This is a genomic window from Pseudomonas sp. JC1203, assembly GCF_056175065.1.
Genome location: NZ_JBWCAM010000008.1, coordinates 64,950 through 87,237, shown reverse-complemented (window position 1 = coordinate 87,237; position 22,288 = coordinate 64,950). Strand labels below are relative to the sequence as shown.

The window sequence follows — 22,288 nt, the reverse complement described above, 5'->3', positions numbered from 1 at the left end:
ATTTTCGGTGACTACCTTTGACGAGACCCTGCCATGAGTGAAGAGATTCTGATCAACATCACGCCGATGGAATCGCGCGTGGCGGTGGTAGAGAACGGTGTTCTGCAGGAAGTCCATGTCGAGCGCACGCAGCGCCGCGGCATCGTCGGCAATATCTACAAGGGCAAGGTGGTACGCGTGCTGCCGGGCATGCAGGCGGCCTTCGTCGACATCGGCCTGGAACGCGCGGCGTTCATCCACGCCTCGGAAATCTCCCTGCGCGAAGGCTCGGCGGTGGAAACCATCAGCGCGCTGGTGCACGAAGGGCAGAGCCTGGTGGTGCAGGTCACCAAGGACCCCATCGGCTCCAAGGGCGCGCGGTTGACCACGCAGCTGTCGATTCCGTCGCGTTACCTGGTGTACATGCCGCGCACCAGCCATGTGGGCATTTCCTTGAAAATCGAGGACGAAGCCGAGCGCGACCGCCTGAAGAAGGTGGTCAGCGACTGCGTGGCCCAGGAAGGTATCAAGGAAGCCGGCGGTTTCATCCTGCGTACCGCAGCCGAGGGCGCTGGCGCCGATGAAATCCTCATGGACATCCGCTACCTGCGCCGCCTGTGGGACCAGATCGGCCTGCAGATCAAGACCGTGGGCGCGCCCACCGAAATCTACGAAGACCTGGGCCTGGCCCTGCGCACCCTGCGCGACCTGGTCAGCCCCAAGATCGAGAAAATTCGCATCGATTCGCGGGAAACCTTCCAGAAAACCACGCAGTTCGTGGCCGAGCTGATGCCCGAGATCGCCGACCGCCTGGAACACTACCCGGGCGAACGGCCGATCTTCGACCTGTATGGCGTCGAAGACGAGATCCAGCGCGCCCTGGACCGCAAGGTGCCGCTCAAGTCCGGCGGCTACCTGGTGGTGGACCCGGCCGAGGCCATGACCACCATCGACGTCAACACCGGCGCGTTCGTGGGCCACCGCAACCTGGAAGAAACCATCTTCAAGACCAACCTGGAAGCGGCCACCGCCATCGCCCGCCAGCTGCGCCTGCGCAACATCGGCGGCATCATCATCATCGACTTCATCGACATGGAAGACGAAGAGCACCAGCGCCAGGTGCTGCGTACCCTGGAAAAACAGCTGGAGCGCGACCACGCCAAGACCAACATCATCGGCATCACCGAGCTGGGCCTGGTGCAGATGACCCGCAAGCGCACCCGCGAAAGCCTGGAACAGGTGCTCTGCGAGCCATGCAACAGCTGCCAGGGCCGCGGCAAGCTGAAAACTCCTGAGACGATCTGTTACGAGATTTTCCGGGAAATACTTCGCGAGGCGCGTGCTTACCAGGCTGAAGGCTATAGAGTACTGGCCAACCAGAAGGTGGTGGACCGCCTGCTGGATGAAGAATCGGGCAATGTCGCCGAGCTCGAGGCTTTTATCGGGCGAACTATCCGCTTTCAGGTAGAGTCCATGTACTCCCAGGAACAATACGACGTGGTGCTGCTCTGATTTCGTTCACCCCCGCGTGGCCTTGCGCCACTGACCCCGCCGCCTGTTCCGGGACCCTTCGCGCATGGAGCGTGTGACTCGCCTGCTGGGCGCGCTGACCCGCTGGGGCCTGGGCCTGTGCGCGCTGGTGCTGGTGCTGGTGGCGGTGTACGTCAGCCTGGGCCGGCAACTGGTGCCACTGGTCGATCAATACCGCTACGAGGCACAGGACAAGGCCAGCGAGGCCCTGGGCCTGCCGGTGAGCATCGGCGGCCTGGAGGGGCGCTGGAGCGGCATGGCGCCGGTGCTGATGGCCCACGACGTGATGGTGGGCGAGGGCGACAGCGCCCTGCGCCTCGACCAGGTGCGCGTGGTGCCAGACCTGTGGGCCACCCTGCGCAGCCGCTCGGTGCGCATCGCCCACCTGGAAGTCAGCGGCCTGCAACTGACGGCCGAGGAAGCCGAGGACGGCAAGTGGTCGCTCAAGGGCCTGCCAGCGCAGGACAGCGGCCCACTGGACCCGGGCCAGATACTTGCGCGCATGCAGCAGGTCAGCAAGGTGTCGGTGCTGGACAGCCAGCTGACGCTGGAGCCTTACGACCACCCGGCCATGACCCTCACCTATGTAGGCGCCAGCCTGACCAGCGGTTTCAGCCGCCAGCGCCTGGACCTGCGCCTGACCCTGCCCGACGGCCAGCCCCTGGCGCTGAGCCTGCGCACCCGCATCGACGCCGCCCACTGGCAGGACGGCGAGGCCCAGGCCTACCTCAGCCTGCCCCAGAGCAACTGGGCACACTGGTTGCCAACGCGGCTCACCCAGGGCTGGCACCTTGACCAGTTGAAGGCGGGCGGCGAGCTGTGGGCGCAGTGGGGCAAGGGTGCGCTGCAAAGCGCCGCCGTGCGCCTCAATGCGCCGGCGTTCAAGGGCGCCTACGCCGACCGCAAGGCCATCAGCATCGACAACCTGGCGCTCAACGCCTGGTTCCAGCGCAACGCCGGTGGCTATGACGTGACGGTCGACTCCCTGGCCATGAGCCTGGGCAAGACCCGTTGGGAATCGCACCTGCAACTGCGCCAGGCAGATGCCACCGACAGCACCCAGCAGAATTTTCACCTGCAGGCCGACCGCCTTGACCTGACGCCGGTCACCCCGGTGCTGGACGCGTTGGTGCCGGTGCCCGACAAGGTCGCCGCAGTCATCGATGCGTTGAAGGTGACCGGTGGTTTGCGCAATGTGCTGCTGGACTACCGCCCCCAGGCCACGGGTGATGAGCGCCTGAGCTTTGCCGCCAACCTCGACAACGTCGGCTTCCAGGCCACCCATGGCGCCCCGGCGGCTGGCGGCGTCAGTGGCGCCATCAGTGGCAACCTGGGCCAGGGCGAGCTGCGCCTGGCCACCGACCAGTTCATGCTGCACCTGTACCCGATCTTCGCCAACCCCTGGTACTACCACCAATCCAACGCCCGCCTGACCTGGAAAATCAACCAGGATGGCTTCACTTTGGTCGCCCCGTACCTGAAGGTGAAGGGTGATGAAGGCAACATCGCCGGCGACTTCCTCATCCGCCTGCCGTTCCACGACGACGTCGAACCCTACATGGACCTGCGCGTGGGCCTGACCCAGGGCGACGGCCGCTTTACCTCCAAGTACCTGCCACAAGTGCTGAGCCCGGCGGTGGACCACTGGCTGCGCACCGCCATCCTCGAAGGCGCGGTGGACCAGGGCTACTTCCAGTACCAGGGCTCCCTCAGCCATGCGGCGCCGGACCATTCGCGCAGCATCACCCTGTACTTCAAGGTGCATGACGCGCGCCTGGCCTTCCAGCCTGGCTGGCCGGAAGTGTCGAAGGTGGCGGGCGACGTGTTCATCCAGGACGGTGACGTGCGCATCCTGGCCAGCAAGGGCCAGCTGCTCGACACCCAGGTCAGCAACGTCGAGGTCACCGTGCCGCACGTGCCGGCTGACCAGCACTCGCACTTGTACGTGAAGGGCGACTTCGACGGCAGCCTGGGCGACGGGGTGAAGATCCTGCAGGACGCGCCCATCGGCACCGGGCCGATCTTCGCCGGCTGGCAGGGCACGGGGCCGTTGGATGGCAAGCTGAACCTCGATATTCCCCTGGTGAAGGGTGAGCAGCCCAAGGTGGTGGTCGACTTCAGCACCCAGGGTGCCAACCTGAAAATCAAGGAGCCGGCCCTCGACCTCAGCCAGCTGAAGGGCGACTTCCGTTTTGATTTCGACAAGGGCCTCAGCGGCCAGAACATCGCCGCCCAGGCGTTCGACCGGCCTGTCACGGCGCAGATATTCGCCGAGGGCAAGCCGGGCAATCCGCTGACGCGCATTACCGCCAAGGGCAGCATCGCCCTGCGCAAACTCACCGACTGGCTGCAGGTGAACCCCAACCTGCCGGCCTCCGGCGACCTGCCGTACCAGTTGCAGGTGAACCTGGGCGGCAACAGCCAGCTGAGCATCAAGAGCGACCTCAAGGGCCTGGCCATCGACCTTCCGGCGCCGTTCGGCAAGGCTGCCACCGATACCCGCGACACCCAGTTCCAGATGAACCTGCAGGGCGCCGACCGGCGCATCGATGTCAGCTACGCTGACCTGGCCACACTTGGCTACGTGGCGCCGGGCGGCAAATTGGCCGACGGCCGCGGGGAACTGCTGCTGGGCGCCGGCATGCCGCAAATCCCGGCCGACAAGGGCCTGCGCGTGCGCGGTAGCCTCGACACCCTGGACGTGACCCCGTGGAAAGCCCAGGTGGACCGCTACGCTGGGGATGACCCGGGTGGCAGCGCGCGGCAGACGCTGAACAGCGTCGACCTGAAAATCGGCAAGGTCACCGGTTTCGGCTTCGACCTGGACCAGGCGCGGGTGATGCTCAACCGCAGCTCCAGCGCCTGGAACCTGTCGGTCGACGCCAAGCAACTGAACGGCACCGCCAGCCTGCCGGACGCCAAGGGCGTACCGATCCTGGTGGACATGCAGACCGTGCGCCTGCCGGCCCCCGACCCCAAGGCCGTGACCGACGAAAACGCCCCCGACCCGCTGGCTTCGGTGGACCCGCGCAAGATTCCCGCGGTGGACGTGAAAATTCTCAAGCTGTGGCAGGGCAATGACCTGATGGGCGCCTGGGCACTGAAAATTCGCCCGAACGGCAAGGGTATCGCCCTCAAGGACCTGGACCTGGGCCTGAAGGGCATCAGCCTGGTGGGGCAGGGCAGTTGGGAAGGTTCACCCGGCAATTCGGCCAGTTGGCTGAAGGGCAACCTCAAGGGCAAGAACCTCGCCGATGTGCTCAAGGCCTGGGGCTATGCGCCCAGCACCACCAGCCAGGACTTCGAGCTGAACGTGGACGGCAGCTGGCCGGGCTCGCCGGCCTGGGCGGCGCTCAAGCGCTTCTCCGGCAGCCTGGATGCCACGCTCAACCGCGGCCAGTTCGTCGAAGTGGAGGGCGGCGCCCAGGCGCTGCGGGTGTTCGGCCTGCTGAACTTCAACTCCATCGGGCGCCGGCTGCGCCTGGACTTCTCTGACCTGGTGGGCAAGGGCCTGGGTTACGACCGGGTCAAGGGCCTGCTGGTGGCCAGCAACGGCGTGTACGTGACCCGCGAGCCGATCACCATGACCGGCCCCTCAACCAACCTTGAGCTCAATGGCACCCTGGACATGAACCAGGACCGCGTCGACGCCAAGCTGCTGGTGACCCTGCCCGTGACCACCAACCTGCCGATTGCTGCGCTGCTGGTAGGCGCGCCGGCGGTGGGCGGGGCGCTGTTCCTGGTGGACAAGCTGCTGGGTGACCGTGTGGCGCGCTTCGCCAGTGTGCAATACAAGGTCGAAGGGCCGTGGAAAGAGCCTAAGATTACTTTCGACAAGCCGTTCCAGAAAGCAAACTGACAGCAGCAGGAGCTCCCCATGTCTTTGGCAGTGATTCAGATGGTCAGCCAGAGCGACGTGCTGGCCAACCTGGCCAGCGCCCGTCGCCTGTTGGAACAGGCGGCAGCCGGTGGGGCGAAGCTTGCGGTGCTGCCGGAAAACTTCTCCGCCCTTGGCCGTCGCGACAGCGCAGAACTGGGCCGCAACGAAGCCCTTGGTCGGGGGCCGGTGCTGCCATGGTTGAAACAGGCGGCCCGCGACCTCAACTTATGGATAGTGGCCGGCACGCTGCCGTTGCCCCCGCAGGGGCAGCCGGACGCCAAGGTGCGCGCCTGTTCGTTGCTGATCGACGACCAGGGGCAGGAAGTGGCGCGCTACGACAAACTGCACCTGTTCGATGTGGACGTGGCTGACAGCCGCGGCCGCTACCGTGAGTCGGACGACTATGCTCATGGGCAGGAGGTGGTGGTAGCCGACACGCCGGTGGGGCGCCTCGGCTTGAGTGTGTGCTACGACCTGCGCTTCCCCGAGCTGTACAGCGAACTGCGCAAGGCCGGCGCCGAACTGATTACCGCACCGTCGGCGTTTACCGCAGTGACCGGCGCAGCGCACTGGGACGTATTGATCCGGGCGCGCGCCATTGAAACCCAATGCTACGTGCTGGCGGCGGCCCAGGGCGGAACACATCCAGGGCCGCGCGAGACCTACGGGCACGCGGCCATCGTCGATCCCTGGGGGCGCATCGTCGCCCAGCGTGATCAAGGCGAAGCCGTGCTGCTGGCCGAACGGGACAGCAGCGAACAGGCGTCCATACGGGCGCGGATGCCGGTGGCCAGTCACCGGCGCTTTTTCTCGCAGGGCGCCACGCGGCCTGCGTCTATCGCGGAGTGATTATGAGCGAGATGTTATCCACCGTCAGCGAACACCTGCTGGCCCCCGGCGGCTTGACCCTGGACAGCCTGCAGTCGGTGCTGGGCGAACTCGCGGGGCCGGGCATCGACGCTGCCGACCTGTATTTCCAGGGGCAGATTTCCGAGTCGTGGTCGCTGGAAGACGGCATCGTCAAGGAAGGCAGCTTCAACCTCGACCAGGGCGTGGGCGTGCGTGCCCAGTCCGGCGAGAAGACCGGCTTTGCCTACAGCAACACCATCAACCAGGACGCCTTGTTGCAGGCGGCCCGCGCCGCCCGCTCGATCTCCCGCGCCGGCCAGAACGGCCGCGTGCAGGCGTTCACCAGCCAGGACGTGGCCCAGCTGTACGCGCCGGACAACCCCCTGGACGTGCTGAGCCGCGCTGAAAAAGTAGAGCTGCTGAAGCGCATCGACGTCGCCACCCGTGCCCTTGACCCGCGCATCCAGCAGGTCAGCGTGAGCATGGCCGGCGTGTGGGAGCGCATCCTGGTGGCCGCCGCCGACGGCAGCCTGGCCGCCGACATACGGCCGCTGGTGCGTTTCAACGTCAGCGTCATCGTCGAGCAGAACGGCCGTCGCGAGCGTGGCGGCCATGGTGGCGGTGGGCGCACCGACTACCGCTACTTCCTGCAGGACGACCGCGCCATGGGCTACGCCCGCGAGGCCCTGCGCCAGGCGCTGGTGAACCTGGAAGCGATTCCCGCACCTGCTGGCACCTTGCCGGTGGTACTGGGCTCGGGTTGGTCCGGTGTGCTGCTGCACGAAGCCGTGGGCCATGGCCTGGAAGGCGACTTCAACCGCAAGGGCAGCTCCAACTACAGCGGCCGCCTGGGCGAAATGGTCGCCTCCAAGCTGTGCACCATCGTCGATGACGGCACCCTGGCTGGCCGCCGTGGCTCGCTGAGCGTCGACGACGAAGGCACGCCTACCCAGTGCACCACGCTGATCGAGAATGGCGTGCTCACCGGCTACATGCAGGACAAGCTCAACGCGCGCCTGATGGGCATGGCTGCCACCGGCAACGGCCGTCGCGAATCCTACGCGCACCTGCCCATGCCGCGCATGACCAACACCTACATGCTGGGCGGCCAGAGTGACCCGGCGGAAATCATTGCCTCGGTGAAACGCGGCATCTACTGCGCCAACCTGGGCGGTGGCCAGGTGGACATCACCAGCGGCAAGTTCGTGTTCTCCACCAGCGAGGCGTATTTGATCGAGGACGGCAAGATCACCGCCCCGGTGAAAGGCGCGACGCTGATCGGCAACGGGCCGGAGGCCATGAGCAAGGTGTCGATGGTGGGCAACGACCTGTCGCTGGACAGTGGCGTGGGGACGTGCGGGAAGGACGGGCAGTCGGTGCCGGTGGGCGTTGGCCAGCCGACGCTGAAGATTGACGCGATTACCGTGGGCGGTACCGGGGCTTGAAGAAGCTGGGAGCTGGCATGCCAGCTCCCACAAGCAGTCAGCGCAAGCCGCGCTGCACTTCGTCCAGCTCGCGGATGTACTTGAAGATTTTACGCGTGGCCGCTGGCGGTTTGTTCTGCGCGGTCTCGTGCTGGGCCTGGCGGATCAGCTGGCGCAGGTGCTGGCGGTCAGCGTCGGGGTATTCGCCGACGAACTTCTCCAGTACCTCGTCAGTGCCCGAGACCAGACGGTCGCGCCAGCGCTCCAGGTTGTGGAAACGTTCGTTGTACTGGCGCGTGGAGGCATCGAGTTGATCGAGCAGTTGCAGGATCGCATCAGTGTCCTGGTCGCGCATCAGCCGGCCAATGAACAGGATGTGCCGCTTGCGCGCGATGTTGGCCGTGTGCTTTGGCGCTTCGGCCAGGGCACGGCGCAAACCGTCGGTCAGGGGCAACTTGGCCAATACATCGGCCTTGAGTGTGGTCAGGCGCTCACCGAGGTCAACCAGCGCGTGCAGCTCGCGTTTGACCTGAGTTTTGCTTTTTCCCTCGTCGAGGGAGTCGTCGTAAGAATCAACCATGGGGGCAGTCCGCTAATAAACGCCGCCATGATAACCAGTCAGGGGCCGCTTGTCCGGCCCGGTCGTAGCTTGACCCCCTGATGACAGCAGATTTTGAGTGGAGAACACCATGAACGCAATTCAAAGCGTCGGTCCCGCGGCACTGCCGGCCCTGCAGGAACAGGTCGAGCAGATCGTCGCCGAAGCCAAGCGCCAGGGCGCCAGCGCCTGTGAAGTGGCGGTGTCGCTGGAGCAGGGGCTGTCGACCTCGGTGCGCCAGCGTGAAGTGGAAACCGTGGAGTTCAACCGCGACCAGGGCTTTGGCATCACCCTGTACGTGGGCCAGCGCAAAGGCTCGGCCAGCACCTCGGCCAGCGGCCCGGACGCCATTCGCGAAACCGTGGCGGCGGCCCTGGCCATTGCCAAGCACACCTCCGAGGATGAAGCCTCGGGCCTTGCCGACGCAGCCCTGATGGCGCGCGAGCAGCCGGACTTCGACCTGTTCCACGCCTGGGACATCAGCCCCGAGCAGGCCATCGAGCGCGCCTTGGCGTGCGAAGCCGCGGCGTTCGACGCTGATCCCCGCATTCTCAATGCCGATGGCACCACCCTGAGCAGCCACCAGGGCTGCCGCGTGTACGGCAACAGCCACGGCTTCATCGGTGGCTACGCCTCGACCCGCCACAGCCTCAGCTGCGTGATGATTGCCGAGGCCGACGGCCAGATGCAGCGCGACTACTGGTACGACGTCAACCGCCAGGGCGAGTTGCTGCAAGATCCTGCGCTGATCGGCCAACGCGCGGCGCAACGTGCCGCTGGTCGCCTGGGTGCGCGCCCGGTGCCTACCTGCGAAGTGCCGGTGCTGTTCAGCGCCGAGCTGGCGGGCGGGCTGTTCGGCAGCTTCCTGTCGGCGGTGAGTGGCGGCAACCTGTACCGCAAGTCGTCGTTCCTGGAAGGCGCCATGGGCCAGACCCTGTTCCCCGAGTGGTTAACCCTGGACGAGCGCCCGCACCTGCAGCGCGCCTTGGGTAGCGCGGCGTTCGACGGTGACGGCCTGGCGACCTACGCCAAACCGTTCGTCGAAAACGGCCGCCTGGTGTCCTACGTACTCAGCACCTACTCGGGCCGCAAGCTGGGTATGCCAAGCACGGCCAACGCCGGCGGCGTGCACAACCTGTTCGTCACCCATGGCGACCAGGACCAGGCCGCGCTGATCAAGCAGATGGGCCGTGGCCTGCTGGTGACCGAGTTGATGGGCCAGGGCTTGAACATGGTGACGGGTGACTACTCCCGTGGTGCCGCAGGCTTCTGGGTGGAAAACGGCGAGATCCAGTTCCCGGTGCAGGAAGTGACCATTGCCGGCAACATGAAGGACATGTTCCGCCAGATCGTCGCCGTTGGCAGCGACCTGGAGCTGCGCAGCAACGTGCGCACCGGTTCCGTGCTGATCGAGCGCATGACCGTGGCCGGCAGCTAGTCCCGTGTAGCAGCGGCCGCCAGGCCGCGTCCACAGGCAGCGCGGTGTAATGCCAGGACGCAGCCTTCGGCAGCTGCTACGGGGATTCGAGAAAAGGCGTGACGCTTTCGGGCGTCACGCCTTTTTTGTTTGTGCTTGTTTTGATTCTCAATATCAATTAATAATAAATATCATTATCGCTATGAGGCCGCGTCGATGAAGTCCGCCGTTCAAGAGCAGTCCTACCTGGAAAACTGGCGCTGGTTAAGCCGGCAGATCCGCTGCGCATTGACGCCGAATGACCCGCGCATCATCGAGGACTACATGGCAGAGGGCCGTTTCCTCATCAGCTGTGGCGCAGCCTCCGCCTGGACCGTGGCCCGTACCTGCTTCCGCCTGCTGCTCGACACCGCCGCCGACCCGGCCCTGCCGTGGCACTGGCGCTGTCTGTGCCTGGACCAGGCCTACCGCCCGCTGCGCGATATGCGCCTGGCGGCGCGCAGCCCCGAACACCTGCAACTGTGGCATCAGCATGGCCGGCAACTGGCCGTGTGCACGCTGCTGCCATCGATTTCCTTTTCCGATCTGCTGCAAGGACATCCCGATGAGTAATACCCGAATCGAGCGTGACAGCATGGGCGAACTGCAGGTGCCGGAGGCGGCCCTGTACGGTGCCCAGACCCAGCGCGCGGTAAACAATTTCCCGATCAGCGGGCAGCCCATGCCCACGCAGTTCATTCGTGCGCTGGTGCTGGCCAAGGCCGCCGCAGCCAAGGCCAACGTCGAGCTCGAGCAGATCAGCGCCGCCCAGGGCGAGGCCATCGTCCAGGCCTGCCAGCAACTGCTGGCTGAAGATTTCATGCAGCACTTCCCGGTGGACATTTTCCAGACCGGCTCGGGCACCAGTTCGAACATGAACGCCAACGAGGTGATCGCCACCCTGGCCACCCGCCGCCTGGGCGACGCCGTCAACGCCAACGACCACGTCAACTGTGGCCAGAGCAGCAACGACATCATCCCCACCACCATCCACGTCAGCGCCGCCCTGGCCCTGCATGAGCAACTGCTGCCGGCGCTGGAGCACTTGGTGCAGGTGATCGAGCAAAAAGCCGAGCAGGTGCACGCCTATGTCAAGACCGGCCGCACTCACTTGATGGACGCCATGCCCGTGCGCATGAGCCAGGTGCTCAATGGCTGGGCGGCGCAGATCCGCGCCAACATCGGCCACTTGCGCGGCCTGCTGCCAAGCCTGCAGTCGCTGGCGCAGGGCGGCACTGCGGTGGGCACAGGGATCAACGCCCACCCGCAGTTCGCCAAGCGTTTCAGCCACCAGCTGAGCCTGCTGACCGGCGTGGAGTTCACTCAAGGGCAGAACCTGTTCGCCCTGATCGGCTCCCAGGACACCGCCGTGGCCGTGTCCGGCCAGCTGAAAGGCGCCGCTGTGTCGCTGATGAAAATCGCCAACGACCTGCGCTGGATGAACTCCGGCCCGCTGGCAGGCCTGGGCGAGATCGAGCTGGAAGGCCTGCAGCCGGGCTCCTCGATCATGCCGGGCAAGGTCAACCCGGTAATCCCTGAGGCCACCGCCATGGTTGCGGCACAGGTCATCGGCAATGACACCACCATCGCCATCGCCGGCCAATCGGGCAATTTCGAGCTCAACGTGATGCTGCCCATCGTCGCGCAGAACCTGTTGTCGAGCATCGAGCTGATGGCCAACGCCAGCCGCCTGCTGGCCGACAAGGCTATTGCCAGCTTCAAGGTCAACGAGGCCAAGCTCAAGGAGGCGCTGTCGCGCAACCCTATCCTGGTCACCGCGCTGAACCCGATCATCGGCTACCAGAAGGCCGCCGAAATCGCCAAGACCGCCTACAAGGAAGGCCGCCCGATCATTGATGTGGCGCTGGAGCACACGGACCTGTCACGCAGCCAGCTGGAAACCCTGCTGGACCCGGAAAAGCTCACCGCCGGCGGCATCTGAGCCGCTGTTCTATCGCTTCGGAGGCACACCATGCAGCATTGGAAACGCACCATCGAAATGGCCAACGCCTGTTTTGCCCGCGGTGAACTGGTAGACGCGCGGGAGTTGTACCTGCAGGCGCTCGCACTGGCCCAGGTGCTGTTCGAACGCTGGGCGGATGTCGACGAAGCGGTGGCGGCGTGCGTGATTTCCCATCACAACCTGGCCGACCTGCACCTGCGGCTGATGCAGCCGGAGGAGAGCGCCGAGTACCTCTGCGCCATTCACCAGCGCCTGCTGCAGGCCGCCCAGGACCCACGTCTTACCCCGGCGCTGCGTGAGGCAGCGCTGCGCCACAGCAGCAAGACCTACGCCGAGTTGCTGGCCTTCATCAGCGAATACGGCGAATACCCGCGCACCAGCCGGCTGTTGTTCGGCCAGGAACCCCGGGGCCGCGCGGCCCCCCAACACGGAGTCCATTGAAATGCCCTATACCTTGCCTGCGCTGCCTTACGCCTACGATGCCCTGGAGCCGCACATTGATGCGGCCACCATGGAAATCCACTACACCAAGCACCACCAGACCTACATCAATAACCTCAATGCCGCCGTGGAAGGCACCGAGTACGCCGAATGGCCTATTGAAAAGCTGGTAGGCAGCGTCAAGCAGTTGCCCGAGAAACTGCAGCCGGCGGTGGTCAACCAGGGCGGCGGCCACGCCAACCACTCGCTGTTCTGGGAAGTGATGGCGCCCAAGGGCGGCGGCTTGCCCCAAGGCAGCGTGGCTGAAGCCATCGACAAGCAACTGGGCGGTTTCGACGCCTTCAAGGATGCCTTCACCAAGGCGGCGCTGACCCGCTTCGGCAGTGGCTGGGCATGGCTGAGCGTGACCCCGCAGAAGCAGTTGGTAGTGGAAAGCAGCGGCAACCAGGACAGCCCACTGATGAACGGCAATACGCCGATTCTGGGCCTGGACGTGTGGGAGCACGCCTACTATCTGAAGTACCAGAACCGTCGCCCTGAATACATCAACGCTTTCTACAACGTGGTCAACTGGGCCGAAGTAGAGCGGCGCTACAAGGCAGCGCTGGCTTGAATCGGCGCCTGCTGCTGACCCGGCTGCGGCTGCTCCTGGGCAGTGCCCTGCTGTTGGCGGGCGCTGCCATCATCATCGCCGAAGCCCTGGCGCGTTTCGCGCCGATTTGAACACGTATCACCTGTAGCGGCGGCCCTTGCGGCAGCCAACAAAAAGCCCGGCACTTGGCCGGGCTTTTTGTTGGGTGGGGCAGGGCGGTCATTCGCCTTCGTCGAACTTGTTGTTGATCAGTTCGACAATCGCCGCCATGGCTTCTTCCTGCTCTTCGCCCTCGGTGGACAGGTACACCTGGGTGCCCTTGCCGGCGGCCAGCATCATGACGGCCATGATGCTCTTGCCGTCGATCAGGCTGTCGGCGTTGCGGCCGATGCGAACCTGGCAATTGCCAAAGCGACCGGCGACGCCGACGAACTTGGCAGCCGCGCGGGCGTGCAGGCCAAGCTTGTTGATGATTTCGATTTCACGAGCAGGCATCGCGGTGGGGATCCTTTCAGCTGAGGTCGCGGTGGCGAACCTGGACATTCTTGAGCGTCTGCTGCAGGGCCTGGCCAAGGCGTTCGGTCAGGTAGACCGAGCGATGGTGCCCGCCGGTGCAGCCGATGGCAATGGTGACGTAGGCGCGGTTGCTGGCAGCGAAGCGCGGCAACCACTTTTGCAGATAGGTGGCGATGTCCTGGTACATTTCCTCGACGTCCGGCTGTGCGGCCAGGTAGTCGATGACCGGCTGTTCGAGCCCCGAATGGTCGCGAAGTTCCGGCTTCCAGTAGGGGTTGGGCAGGCAGCGCACGTCGAACACCAGGTCGGCGTCCACCGGCATGCCGCGCTTGAACCCGAAGGACTCGACCAGGAATGCCGTGCCCGGCTCCGGCTTGTTCAGCAGCCGCAGCTTGAGCGAGTCGCGCAGCTGGTACAGGTTCAGGTGGGTGGTGTTGATCTTCAGGTCAGCCAGGTCAGCGATAGGGCTGAGCAGGCTGGTTTCCACCCGGATAGCTTCGGCCAGCGAGCGGCTGGCGTTGCTCAGCGGGTGGCGGCGGCGGGTTTCGGAGAAGCGCTTGAGCAGGGTTTCTTCGTCGGCGTCCAGGTACAGCACGTCGCACTGGATGTGCTTGTCACGGGCTTCCTGCAACAGCTGCGGGAAGCGCGACAGGTCGCTGGGCAGGTTGCGGGCGTCGATCGACACGGCCACCAGCGGCTGGGCCAGCTCGGTGCGGATCAACGCACGCTCGGCCAGTTCCGGCAGCAGGCCGGCGGGCAGGTTGTCGATGCAATAGAAACCGTTGTCTTCCAGCACGTCCAGCGCGGTGCTTTTACCCGAGCCGGAACGGCCGCTGACGATGATCAGGCGCATGGTCAATGACCTTTCTGTTCGTCCAGCACGACTTGGTAGAGGCTTTCGCTGTTTTTAGCCGAGCGCAGGCGTTCGCGCACATCGGCGCGGTCGAGCATGCCGGCGATCTGGCTCAGCAACGCCAGGTGTTCGTTGGTGGCTTCCTGAGGGACCAGAAGCACGAAGACCAGGTCGACCGGCGCGCCGTCGATGGCGTCGTAGTCGATCTTGTTCTCCAGGTGCAGCAGGGCACTGATCGGCGTGGTGCAGCCGGCCAGGCGGCAATGGGGGATGGCAATGCCGTTGCCGAAACCGGTCGAACCGAGTTTTTCACGGGCAAACAGGCTGTCGCGCACAACTTCCTCACCAAGGCCGGGGACGTCCCGGGCGATCAGTGCGGCGATTGTCTCGATTACTTTCTTTTTACTGCCGCCCGGCACGTTCACGAGGGAACGGCCGGGGGGCAGGATATTTTCAAGTCGGATCATGAGGGGGGAGTGTCAGCGGGCGGTCTGGCCTTGCAGCAGACTTTGCTGTTTTTCCTTATGCTTTTTGAGTTGGCGGTCGAGCTTGTCGGTCAGCAGGTCGATGGCCGCGTACATGTCGTCATGTTCCGCGTTTGCCACAACCTCGCCACCGGGTACGCGCAGGGTGGCCTCGATTTTCTGTTTCAGCTTCTCGACCTCCATGATGACCTGCACGTTGGTGATCTTGTCGAAATGGCGCTCCAATCGGTCGAGTTTCTCGCCGATGTAAGTGCGCATGGCGTCGGTCACAACCAGTTGATGTCCACTGATGTTGACTTGCATACCGCTTTCTCCTTATTGCCAGTGCATAAAGAGACAGGTTGGTTAACCTGCCACTGGAACGCTGTGGCACATCCGGCAAGCCCACTGGCAGCGCGTTGGCGCTGCCAGGATTCACATCAGCCGCTTGCGTTCGCTGGACGGCGCGATTCCTAGGGATTCGCGGTATTTTGCGACAGTGCGGCGGGCTACCTGGATGCCTTGTGCCTCCAGTAAACCAGCGATCTTGCTGTCACTCAATGGCTTTTTCTGATTTTCGGCGGCAACCAGTTTCTTGATGATCGCGCGGATCGCCGTGGACGAGCATTCACCGCCCTCGGAGGTGCTGACGTGGCTGGAGAAAAAGTATTTCAGCTCGTATATGCCACGCGGGGTGTGCATGTATTTCTGCGTGGTCACCCGCGAGATGGTCGACTCGTGCATACCCACCGCCTCGGCAATATCGTGCAGCACCAGCGGCTTCATGGCCTCGTCGCCGTAATCGAGGAAACCGCGCTGGTGCTCGACGATCTGGCTGGCGACCTTCATCAGCGTCTCGTTGCGGCTTTGCAGGCTCTTGATGAACCAGCGCGCTTCCTGCAGCTGGTTGCGCATGAAGGTGTTGTCGGCACTGGTGTCGGCGCGGCGCACGAAGCCTGCGTACTGCGGGTTGACGCGCAGGCGCGGCACGGCTTCCTGGTTCAGCTCCACCAGCCAGCGCTCGTTGTCCTTGCGCACGATCACGTCGGGCACCACGTACTCGGCTTCGCTGGATTCGATCTGCGAGCCGGGGCGCGGGTTGAGGCTTTGCACCAGCTCGATGACCTGGCGCAGCTCGTCTTCCTTGAGCTTCATGCGGCGCATCAGCTGGCTGTAGTCGCGGCTGCCCAACAGGTCGATGTAGTCGGCCACCAGGCGCTGGGCTTCGCTGAGCCACGGCGTGCGGGCGGGCAGTTGGCGCAGTTGCAGCAGCAGGCACTCGCTCAGGTCGCGGGCGCCGATGCCGGCGGGCTCGAACTGCTGGATGCGGTGCAGCACGGCTTCCACTTCGTCCAGCTCGATGTCCAGTTCCGGGTCGAAGGAATCGCAGACTTCCTGCAGCGTCTCGTCCAGGTAACCCTGGTTGTTGATGCAGTCGATCAGGGTGACCGCGATCAGGCGATCGGTGTCGGACATGGGCGCCAGGTTCAATTGCCACAGCAGGTGGCTTTGCAGGCTCTCGCCGGCCGACGTGCGGGTGGTGAAGTCCCATTCGTCATCATCGTTGCTGGGCAGGCTGCTGGCGCTGGTCTGGTAGATGTCTTCCCAGGCGGTGTCCACCGGAAGCTCATTGGGAATGCGTTCGCTCCATTCACCGTCCTCGAGGTTGTCGACGGTGGGGGCCGAGGTTTCCTGGTAGCTCGGTTCCTGGATTTCCGGCGTGACCTGTTGTTCGGCCTTGTCGGCCATGGGGTCACTGTTGTCGAAGTCGTCGCCTTCTTCCTGGCGCTCGAGCATCGGGTTGGATTCCAGGGCCTCCTGGATTTCCTGCTGGAGGTCCAGGGTGGAGAGCTGGAGGAGGCGGATGGCCTGTTGCAACTGCGGTGTCATCGTCAGTTGCTGGCCCATTCTTAGGACGAGCGATGGTTTCATGGCAGGGGCTTAACACCTTATTCGCCGGCGCAAAGCGCCATCCACTACGGGCGCCGAGGCTCTCGGCTTTTGTCGTAAGCAAATTATATGCCTGAAACCGAAGTGTTTGCCTAGAGCGACGCCGCAATTAATTCACGACACGCCCCGGGCAACAAGCCAAACACCTCGCCGATTACAGGCGGAACTCGTGACCGAGGTAGACCTCTTTCACCAGTTGGTTTGCCAGGATGGTCTCGGCGTCGCCTTCGGCGATCAGCTGGCCATCGTTGACGATGTAAGCGGTTTCACAGATATCCAGCGTCTCGCGAACGTTGTGGTCGGTGATCAACACGCCGATGCCCTTGTTCTTGAGGTGGTGGATGATCTGCTTGATGTCACCGACCGAGATCGGGTCGACACCGGCAAACGGTTCGTCCAGCAGGATGAACTTGGGCGCGGTGGCCAGGGCGCGGGCGATTTCCACCCGGCGACGCTCACCACCCGACAGGCTCATGCCCAGGTTGTCGCGGATGTGCGTGATGTGGAATTCCTGCAGCAGGCTTTCCAGTTCCTTCACGCGCGCGGCTTTATCCAGCTCTGGGCGGGTTTCCAGGATGGCCATGATGTTGTCGGAGACCGACAGCTTGCGGAAGATCGAAGCTTCCTGCGGCAGGTAGCCGATGCCCGAGCGAGCGCGCCCGTGCATGGGCTGGTGGCTCACGTCCAGGTCGTCGATCAGCACGCGGCCCTGGTCAGCCTGCACCAGGCCGACAATCATGTAGAAGCAGGTGGTCTTGCCGGCGCCGTTAGGCCCCAGGAGGCCGACGATCTGCCCACTTTCGATGGACATGCTGACGTCACGCACCACTTGCCGGCCTTTGTAGGCCTTGGCCAGGTGCTGGGCTTTGAGGATAGCCATTACTTGCCCTGCTGCTGGTCGGTTTTGCTTTTCGGCTGGATGACCATGTCGATCCGTGGGCGAGGCGTGACCTTGGCGCCTGTGGCGCGGCCGGCGTTCACGACCTGCTTGACGGTGTCATAGACGATTTTTTCGCCTTCGGACGTGTTGCCGTCGTTCACCACCTTGGCCTGGTCGATCAGGATGATGCGGTTCTGCGCCGAGAAGTACTGGATGGTCTTGCCGTAGCCCTGCACGATCGGCTTGTCGATGGCCGGCTTCTGCTCGTAGTAGGCCAGGTTGCCCACCGAGGTGAAGGTGTCGACGTCGCCCTGCGCGTTGCGGGTGATGGTCACGGTGTTGCCGGTGATCTTCATGGTGCCCTGGGTAATGATCACATTACCCTTGTAGACGGCCACGCCCTGCTTGTCGTCCAGTTGTGCGTCGTCGGACTGGATGTGGATCGGCTGGTCGCGATCCGTAGGCAGTGCCCAGGCGCCAGCGCTCCCCAGTGCAGAGCCCAGGGAGAGCAATAAAGGGAGGGTTTTAGCGAGCCTCATACAGTCCTCTTACGTTGGACAGCAAGTTGATCTTGCTGTCTTTCAAATATGCCTTCATGCCCGTGCCCGTAGAGACGCCACCGGCGCCGTCGATTCTAACGTCTCGGTCTGTCTGCGCATATTGTTGTTGTGGGAATACCGTCATGCGTGTGGTGGTAATCAGGGTAGGACGGTTTTTCTGGTCGGTACGGGCCACGCGTACGTTGTCGATCAGCTCCACCTGGGTGCCGTCGGGGTTCACTTCGCCGTGGTCGCTGGTCACGTGCCATGGGTACACGGTGCCGCGGTACAGGTTCATGTCCGGGTTGGTCACCTTGGTGACCTGGCTGGCCTGCAGGTGCTCGACCTTGTCACCGGTCATGCGGTACTGCACGCCGCCGTCGGGCAGGAACTGCACAGCGTGGGCGTTGATGGCGTAATAGTCGATGGCGCCTTCGTCGACAGCCGCTGCGGGCTTGTCGAGGAAGGTGTCCGGGTTGATGTTCCAGTAGCCGACCGAGACGAAGATCGCCGCGACGACACAGAACATCAGGAGATTGCGCAGTTTTTTGCTCGGCATGGGAAACTCTATAAATAGGCGGCCAGGGCCGCTTCCAGGTTGCCTTGGGCGCGCAGGATCAGCTCGCAGAACTCGCGGGCGGCGCCTTCGCCGCCACGGGCCTGGGTCACGCCGGCGGCGTGCTCGCGCACGAACGGCACGGCATTGGCCACGGCCATGCCCAGGCCGACACGACGAATGGGCGCCAGGTCGGGCAGGTCGTCGCCCAGGTAGGCTACCTGCTCATAGCTTAGGCCCAGTTGTGCCAGAAGGTCATCCAGCGCCACCAATTTGTCTTCGCGGCCCTGGTACAGGTGCGCAATGCCCAGGCTTTTCGCCCGGCGCTCGACGATCGGGTTCTTGCGCCCGGTGATGATCGCCGTGGTCACGCCCGAATTGATCAGCATCTTGATGCCCTGGCCGTCCAGGGTGCTGAACGTCTTGATCTCGCTGCCGTCTTCACAGAAGTACAGGCGGCCGTCGGTCAGCACGCCGTCGACGTCGAATACCGCCAATTTCACGGCCTGGCCGCGTTCAAGCAAATCCTGGGTCATTACATTACTCCGGCGCGCAGCAGGTCGTGCATGTTCAGGGCGCCCACCGGGCGGTCCTGCTTGTCGACGACCACCAGCGCGCTGATCTTGTGGTCCTCCATGATCTTCAGGGCCTCGGCGGCGAGCATCTCGGCGCGGGCGGTCTTGCCGTGCGGGGTCATCACTTCCTCGATGCGCGTGCTGTGCACGTCGATGGTGCGGTCCAGCGTGCGGCGCAGGTCACCGTCGGTGAATATCCCGGCCAGGCGGCCATCTTCTTCAAGCACGACAGTCATGCCCAGGCCCTTGCGGGTCATTTCCATCAGGGCGTCGCGCAGCAGCGTGCCGCGCACCACTTGCGGCAGCTCGGTGCCGGCGTGCATCACGTTCTCGACCTTGAGCAGCAGGCGGCGGCCCAGGGCGCCACCGGGGTGCGAGAAGGCGAAGTCCTCGGCCGTGAAGCCGCGCGCCTCCAGCAGGGCGATGGCCAGGGCGTCGCCCAGTACCAGGGCTGCGGTGGTGGAGGAGGTGGGCGCCAGGTTCAGCGGGCAGGCCTCGTGCGCCACGCGGGCGTCCAGGTTGACCTCGGCAGCCTTGGCCAGCGGCGAGTCGGGGTTGCCGGTCATGCTGATGAGCTGGATGCCCAGGCGCTTGATCAGCGGCAACAGGGTGACGATCTCGGCGGTGGAGCCAGAGTTGGACAGGGCCAGGATCACGTCGTCACGGGTGATCATGCCCATGTCGCCATGGCTGGCTTCGGCCGGGTGCACGAAGAACGCCGTGGTGCCGGTGCTGGCCAGGGTGGCGGCGATCTTGTTGCCGATGTGCCCCGACTTGCCCATGCCCACCACCACGACACGGCCCTTGCTGGCGAGAATGATTTCGCAGGCACGGACGAAGTCGGCGTCGATATGGGCCAGCAAGCCCTCGACCGCCTCGAGTTCTAGGCGAATGGTGCGCTGTGCCGATTGGATCAGGTCGCTGGATTGGCTCATGTCGGAAACGTATTGCCTGATGAAAAGGCGGCGATTATAGCCGTATTGATCGAAACCCTCACGTTCGATCGTCATCCTTTAAATGTCTTGTTGCTGAATCGTCCTTGGAACAGCCTTGGGGCGCGTGTGTCTGGGGTGATATAGTTCGCCGCCAGTTGGCCCGCCAGAAGCGCGCGTGTCTTCGCGACGGGGGAAAGCGTCCGAGGACAGGCTGCATCGCAAGGAGTTTAGATGAGTGCCGATAATGACTACGCGGTCGAGCTGAAGGGCGTCTCCTTCAAGCGCGGCTCGCGGAGTATCTTCAACAATGTCGATATCCGCATTCCACGAGGCAAGGTCACCGGTATCATGGGACCTTCCGGCTGCGGCAAGACCACCCTGCTGCGCCTGATGGGTGCACAGCTGCGCCCAAGCGGTGGCGAGGTGTGGGTCAATGGCCAGAACCTGCCGGCCCTGTCGCGCAGCGACCTGTTCGACGCCCGCAAGCACATGGGCGTGCTGTTCCAGAGCGGCGCGCTGTTCACCGACCTCGACGTGTTCGAGAACGTGGCGTTCCCGCTGCGGGTGCACACCGACCTGCCCGAGGAAATGATCCGCGACATCGTCCTGCTCAAGCTGCAGGCCGTTGGCCTGCGCGGCGCCGTGGAGCTGATGCCCGACGAACTGTCCGGCGGCATGAAGCGTCGCGTGGCCCTGGCCCGCGCCATCGCCATGGACCCGCAGATCCTCATGTACGACGAACCCTTCGTCGGCCAGGACCCCATTGCCATGGGCGTGCTGGTGCGCCTGATCCGCCTGCTCAACGATGCCCTGGGCATTACCAGCATCGTGGTGTCCCATGACCTGGCCGAAACCGCCAGCATCGCCGACTACATCTATGTGGTGGGTGACGGCCAGGTGCTGGGGCAGGGCACGCCGCAGGAACTGATGGCGGCCGACAACCCTCGAATCCGTCAATTCATGAAAGGCGACCCCGACGGGCCGGTTCCTTTCCATTTCCCGGCGCCTGACTACCGCGCCGATCTTCTGGGGACGCGCTGATGCGCAAGAAATCACTACTGGAACGCATTCGCCTGTTCGGCCGCGCGGCCATCGACATGGTGGCGGTGCTGGGGCGCTCCGGGCTGTTCCTGATGCACGCACTGGTCGGCCGCCGCGGCGTCGGCGGTGGCTTTCAACTGCTGGTCAAGCAACTGTATTCGGTTGGCGTGATGTCGCTGCTGATCATCGTCGTGTCCGGCATGTTCATCGGCATGGTGCTGGCCCTGCAGGGCTTCAGTATCCTCACCAAGTACGGTTCCGAGCAGGCCGTGGGGCAGATGGTCGCCCTGACCCTGCTGCGCGAACTTGGCCCGGTGGTTACCGCCTTGCTGTTCGCGGGCCGCGCAGGTTCCGCGCTGACTGCTGAAATCGGCAACATGAAGTCCACCGAGCAGCTGTCGAGCCTGGAAATGATCGGCGTCGACCCGCTCAAGTACATCGCCGCGCCGCGCCTGTGGGCAGGTTTCATTTCCCTGCCTATCCTGGCCATGATCTTCAGCGTCGTGGGTATCTGGGGCGGTTCGTGGGTGGCCATCGACTGGCTGGGCGTGTATGACGGTTCGTTCTGGGCCAACATGCAGAACAGTGTCAACTTCACCGACGACGTCCTCAACGGCGTGGTCAAGAGCCTGGTGTTCGCGTTCGTGGTGACGTGGATCGCCGTGTTCCAGGGCTATGACTGCGACCCTACTTCCGAAGGCATCAGCCGTGCCACCACCAAGACCGTGGTGTATGCCTCGCTGGCCATCCTGGGCCTGGACTTTATTCTGACCGCTTTGATGTTTGGAGATTTCTGATGCAAAACCGCACCCTGGAAATCGGTGTCGGCATGTTTCTGCTGGCCGGGATTCTGGCACTGATTCTGCTGGCCCTTCGCGTCAGCGGCCTGTCCACCAGCGCCGCCAACGACACCTACAAGCTGTACGCCAACTTCGACAACATCGCCGGCCTGACCGTGCGCGCCAAGGTCACCATGGCCGGCGTCACCGTGGGCAAGGTCACTGCCATTGACCTGGACCGGGACAACTTCACCGGCCGCGTCACCATGCAGATCGACAAGAAAGTGAATAACCTGCCGACCGACTCCACGGCATCTATCCTGACCGCTGGCCTGCTGGGCGAGAAATACGTCGGCCTGAGCGTGGGCGGCGAAGACACGCTGCTCAAGGATGGCGGAACCATTCACGACACCCAGTCGTCCCTTGTACTGGAAGACCTGATCGGCAAATTCCTGCTCAATACCGTTAGCAAAGACGCCAAATGAGGA

23 protein-coding genes are annotated in these 22,288 nt (G+C 64.0%); 12 read left to right on the top strand and 11 right to left on the bottom strand.

All coding sequences use genetic code 11. From position 1 onward, the window contains the following. The first annotated feature begins 33 nt into the window (after positions 1-33). From rng to tldD, 4 genes are all read left to right on the top strand, one after another. Positions 34-1,491, top strand: coding sequence for a ribonuclease G (rng, locus tag AC0SZ7_RS13815; RefSeq protein ID WP_475504931.1), 1,458 nt, complete (start codon positions 34-36; stop codon positions 1,489-1,491). Between the two features lie 64 nt (positions 1,492-1,555). Next, positions 1,556-5,368 carry a YhdP family protein gene (locus tag AC0SZ7_RS13810; protein ID WP_475504930.1) on the top strand — a complete coding sequence of 1,271 codons (3,813 nt, stop codon included), beginning with the start codon at positions 1,556-1,558 and terminating at the stop codon, positions 5,366-5,368. Positions 5,369-5,386: 18 nt separating this feature from the next. Beyond that, positions 5,387-6,238, top strand: a complete 852-nt coding sequence (locus AC0SZ7_RS13805; RefSeq protein ID WP_475504929.1) for a carbon-nitrogen hydrolase family protein — start codon at positions 5,387-5,389, stop codon at positions 6,236-6,238. A gap of 2 nt (positions 6,239-6,240) precedes the next feature. After that, positions 6,241-7,683 carry a metalloprotease TldD gene (tldD, locus tag AC0SZ7_RS13800; protein ID WP_475504928.1) on the top strand — a complete coding sequence of 481 codons (1,443 nt, stop codon included), beginning with the start codon at positions 6,241-6,243 and terminating at the stop codon, positions 7,681-7,683. A gap of 37 nt (positions 7,684-7,720) precedes the next feature. Here tldD and yjgA read toward each other — a convergent pair whose 3' ends face one another. Beyond that, entirely contained in the window at positions 7,721-8,242 is a 522-nt protein-coding gene (yjgA, locus tag AC0SZ7_RS13795; RefSeq protein WP_475504927.1) for a ribosome biogenesis factor YjgA, read from the bottom strand. Positions 8,243-8,351: 109 nt separating this feature from the next. Between yjgA and pmbA the strand changes: the two genes are divergently transcribed. The 5 genes from pmbA to AC0SZ7_RS13770 all read left to right on the top strand — a co-directional run bounded on the left by pmbA (position 8,352) and on the right by AC0SZ7_RS13770 (position 12,733). Next, the gene (gene pmbA, locus AC0SZ7_RS13790) at positions 8,352-9,698 is read left to right on the top strand and encodes a metalloprotease PmbA (RefSeq protein WP_475504926.1); all 1,347 of its coding nucleotides are present in this window, start codon (positions 8,352-8,354) and stop codon (positions 9,696-9,698) included. A gap of 195 nt (positions 9,699-9,893) precedes the next feature. Beyond that, on the top strand, positions 9,894-10,289 hold the full coding sequence (locus tag AC0SZ7_RS13785; protein WP_475504925.1) for a FagA protein: 396 nt from the start codon (positions 9,894-9,896) through the stop codon (positions 10,287-10,289). Next, a complete protein-coding gene (locus tag AC0SZ7_RS13780) occupies positions 10,282-11,658 on the top strand; it encodes a class II fumarate hydratase (RefSeq protein ID WP_475504924.1) in 1,377 nt (458 codons plus the stop codon). The genes AC0SZ7_RS13785 and AC0SZ7_RS13780 overlap by 8 nt, the downstream gene beginning before the upstream one ends. A gap of 30 nt (positions 11,659-11,688) precedes the next feature. Beyond that, the gene (locus AC0SZ7_RS13775) at positions 11,689-12,120 is read left to right on the top strand and encodes a hypothetical protein (protein WP_475504923.1); all 432 of its coding nucleotides are present in this window, start codon (positions 11,689-11,691) and stop codon (positions 12,118-12,120) included. Position 12,121: 1 nt separating this feature from the next. Further along, entirely contained in the window at positions 12,122-12,733 is a 612-nt protein-coding gene (locus AC0SZ7_RS13770) for a superoxide dismutase (protein ID WP_475504922.1), read from the top strand. A gap of 198 nt (positions 12,734-12,931) precedes the next feature. Here AC0SZ7_RS13770 and AC0SZ7_RS13765 read toward each other — a convergent pair whose 3' ends face one another. The 10 genes from AC0SZ7_RS13765 to AC0SZ7_RS13720 form a co-directional block, all read right to left on the bottom strand. Continuing rightward, the gene (locus AC0SZ7_RS13765) at positions 12,932-13,207 is read right to left on the bottom strand and encodes an HPr family phosphocarrier protein (protein ID WP_475504921.1); all 276 of its coding nucleotides are present in this window, start codon (positions 13,205-13,207) and stop codon (positions 12,932-12,934) included. A 16-nt stretch (positions 13,208-13,223) separates the two neighbouring features. Next, positions 13,224-14,081, bottom strand: coding sequence for an RNase adapter RapZ (gene rapZ / locus AC0SZ7_RS13760; RefSeq protein WP_475504920.1), 858 nt, complete (start codon positions 14,079-14,081; stop codon positions 13,224-13,226). Between the two features lie 2 nt (positions 14,082-14,083). Then, positions 14,084-14,548, bottom strand: coding sequence for a PTS IIA-like nitrogen regulatory protein PtsN (ptsN, locus tag AC0SZ7_RS13755; RefSeq protein ID WP_475504919.1), 465 nt, complete (start codon positions 14,546-14,548; stop codon positions 14,084-14,086). 12 nt (positions 14,549-14,560) lie between these two features. Then, entirely contained in the window at positions 14,561-14,869 is a 309-nt protein-coding gene (gene hpf, locus AC0SZ7_RS13750) for a ribosome hibernation-promoting factor, HPF/YfiA family (RefSeq protein ID WP_416426876.1), read from the bottom strand. Positions 14,870-14,980: 111 nt separating this feature from the next. Then, the gene (locus tag AC0SZ7_RS13745; RefSeq protein ID WP_475504918.1) at positions 14,981-16,477 is read right to left on the bottom strand and encodes an RNA polymerase factor sigma-54; all 1,497 of its coding nucleotides are present in this window, start codon (positions 16,475-16,477) and stop codon (positions 14,981-14,983) included. A gap of 172 nt (positions 16,478-16,649) precedes the next feature. Beyond that, on the bottom strand, positions 16,650-17,375 hold the full coding sequence (lptB, locus tag AC0SZ7_RS13740) for an LPS export ABC transporter ATP-binding protein (protein WP_475504917.1): 726 nt from the start codon (positions 17,373-17,375) through the stop codon (positions 16,650-16,652). Beyond that, positions 17,375-17,914, bottom strand: coding sequence for a lipopolysaccharide transport periplasmic protein LptA (gene lptA / locus AC0SZ7_RS13735; RefSeq protein ID WP_416426873.1), 540 nt, complete (start codon positions 17,912-17,914; stop codon positions 17,375-17,377). The genes lptB and lptA overlap by 1 nt, the downstream gene beginning before the upstream one ends. After that, positions 17,901-18,473 carry an LPS export ABC transporter periplasmic protein LptC gene (gene lptC, locus AC0SZ7_RS13730; protein WP_475504916.1) on the bottom strand — a complete coding sequence of 191 codons (573 nt, stop codon included), beginning with the start codon at positions 18,471-18,473 and terminating at the stop codon, positions 17,901-17,903. Before lptC ends, lptA begins: the two co-directional genes overlap by 14 nt. A gap of 8 nt (positions 18,474-18,481) precedes the next feature. Continuing rightward, positions 18,482-19,006 (bottom strand): KdsC family phosphatase, encoded by a 525-nt coding sequence (locus AC0SZ7_RS13725; protein ID WP_475504915.1) that lies wholly within the window; start codon positions 19,004-19,006, stop codon positions 18,482-18,484. Next, on the bottom strand, positions 19,006-19,980 hold the full coding sequence (locus tag AC0SZ7_RS13720; RefSeq protein ID WP_475504914.1) for a KpsF/GutQ family sugar-phosphate isomerase: 975 nt from the start codon (positions 19,978-19,980) through the stop codon (positions 19,006-19,008). The genes AC0SZ7_RS13725 and AC0SZ7_RS13720 overlap by 1 nt, the downstream gene beginning before the upstream one ends. A gap of 231 nt (positions 19,981-20,211) precedes the next feature. Here AC0SZ7_RS13720 and AC0SZ7_RS13715 point away from each other — a divergent pair, with 231 nt between their 5' ends. Genes AC0SZ7_RS13715 through mlaD form a run of 3 tightly spaced genes read left to right on the top strand, consistent with a single transcriptional unit; the run spans position 20,212 to position 22,285 of the window. Beyond that, complete coding sequence (locus AC0SZ7_RS13715; RefSeq protein ID WP_473004452.1) at positions 20,212-21,021, top strand: ATP-binding cassette domain-containing protein; 810 nt, start codon at positions 20,212-20,214, stop codon at positions 21,019-21,021. Further along, a complete protein-coding gene (gene mlaE / locus AC0SZ7_RS13710) occupies positions 21,021-21,818 on the top strand; it encodes a lipid asymmetry maintenance ABC transporter permease subunit MlaE (RefSeq protein WP_475504913.1) in 798 nt (265 codons plus the stop codon). Before AC0SZ7_RS13715 ends, mlaE begins: the two co-directional genes overlap by 1 nt. Next, positions 21,818-22,285: an outer membrane lipid asymmetry maintenance protein MlaD gene (gene mlaD, locus AC0SZ7_RS13705; RefSeq protein ID WP_475504912.1), complete on the top strand. Its 468-nt coding sequence runs from the start codon at positions 21,818-21,820 to the stop codon at positions 22,283-22,285. Before mlaE ends, mlaD begins: the two co-directional genes overlap by 1 nt. Positions 22,286-22,288 lie beyond the last annotated feature (3 nt).

Coding starts and splice junctions, on each gene's coding strand:
- hpf (WP_416426876.1), bottom strand. CDS start 14,869: ATGCAAGTCAACATCAGTGGACATCAACTGGTTGTGACCGACGCCATG.
- AC0SZ7_RS13715 (WP_473004452.1), top strand. CDS start 20,212: ATGAGTGCCGATAATGACTACGCGGTCGAGCTGAAGGGCGTCTCCTTC.
- yjgA (WP_475504927.1), bottom strand. CDS start 8,242: ATGGTTGATTCTTACGACGACTCCCTCGACGAGGGAAAAAGCAAAACT.
- pmbA (WP_475504926.1), top strand. CDS start 8,352: ATGAACGCAATTCAAAGCGTCGGTCCCGCGGCACTGCCGGCCCTGCAG.
- AC0SZ7_RS13770 (WP_475504922.1), top strand. CDS start 12,122: ATGCCCTATACCTTGCCTGCGCTGCCTTACGCCTACGATGCCCTGGAG.
- AC0SZ7_RS13810 (WP_475504930.1), top strand. CDS start 1,556: ATGGAGCGTGTGACTCGCCTGCTGGGCGCGCTGACCCGCTGGGGCCTG.
- rng (WP_475504931.1), top strand. CDS start 34: ATGAGTGAAGAGATTCTGATCAACATCACGCCGATGGAATCGCGCGTG.
- rapZ (WP_475504920.1), bottom strand. CDS start 14,081: ATGCGCCTGATCATCGTCAGCGGCCGTTCCGGCTCGGGTAAAAGCACC.
- AC0SZ7_RS13775 (WP_475504923.1), top strand. CDS start 11,689: ATGCAGCATTGGAAACGCACCATCGAAATGGCCAACGCCTGTTTTGCC.
- AC0SZ7_RS13745 (WP_475504918.1), bottom strand. CDS start 16,477: ATGAAACCATCGCTCGTCCTAAGAATGGGCCAGCAACTGACGATGACA.
- AC0SZ7_RS13780 (WP_475504924.1), top strand. CDS start 10,282: ATGAGTAATACCCGAATCGAGCGTGACAGCATGGGCGAACTGCAGGTG.
- lptC (WP_475504916.1), bottom strand. CDS start 18,473: ATGCCGAGCAAAAAACTGCGCAATCTCCTGATGTTCTGTGTCGTCGCG.
- lptB (WP_475504917.1), bottom strand. CDS start 17,375: ATGGCTATCCTCAAAGCCCAGCACCTGGCCAAGGCCTACAAAGGCCGG.
- lptA (WP_416426873.1), bottom strand. CDS start 17,914: ATGAGGCTCGCTAAAACCCTCCCTTTATTGCTCTCCCTGGGCTCTGCA.
- AC0SZ7_RS13765 (WP_475504921.1), bottom strand. CDS start 13,207: ATGCCTGCTCGTGAAATCGAAATCATCAACAAGCTTGGCCTGCACGCC.
- ptsN (WP_475504919.1), bottom strand. CDS start 14,548: ATGATCCGACTTGAAAATATCCTGCCCCCCGGCCGTTCCCTCGTGAAC.
- mlaE (WP_475504913.1), top strand. CDS start 21,021: ATGCGCAAGAAATCACTACTGGAACGCATTCGCCTGTTCGGCCGCGCG.
- mlaD (WP_475504912.1), top strand. CDS start 21,818: ATGCAAAACCGCACCCTGGAAATCGGTGTCGGCATGTTTCTGCTGGCC.
- AC0SZ7_RS13720 (WP_475504914.1), bottom strand. CDS start 19,980: ATGAGCCAATCCAGCGACCTGATCCAATCGGCACAGCGCACCATTCGC.
- AC0SZ7_RS13785 (WP_475504925.1), top strand. CDS start 9,894: ATGAAGTCCGCCGTTCAAGAGCAGTCCTACCTGGAAAACTGGCGCTGG.
- tldD (WP_475504928.1), top strand. CDS start 6,241: ATGAGCGAGATGTTATCCACCGTCAGCGAACACCTGCTGGCCCCCGGC.
- AC0SZ7_RS13725 (WP_475504915.1), bottom strand. CDS start 19,006: ATGACCCAGGATTTGCTTGAACGCGGCCAGGCCGTGAAATTGGCGGTA.
- AC0SZ7_RS13805 (WP_475504929.1), top strand. CDS start 5,387: ATGTCTTTGGCAGTGATTCAGATGGTCAGCCAGAGCGACGTGCTGGCC.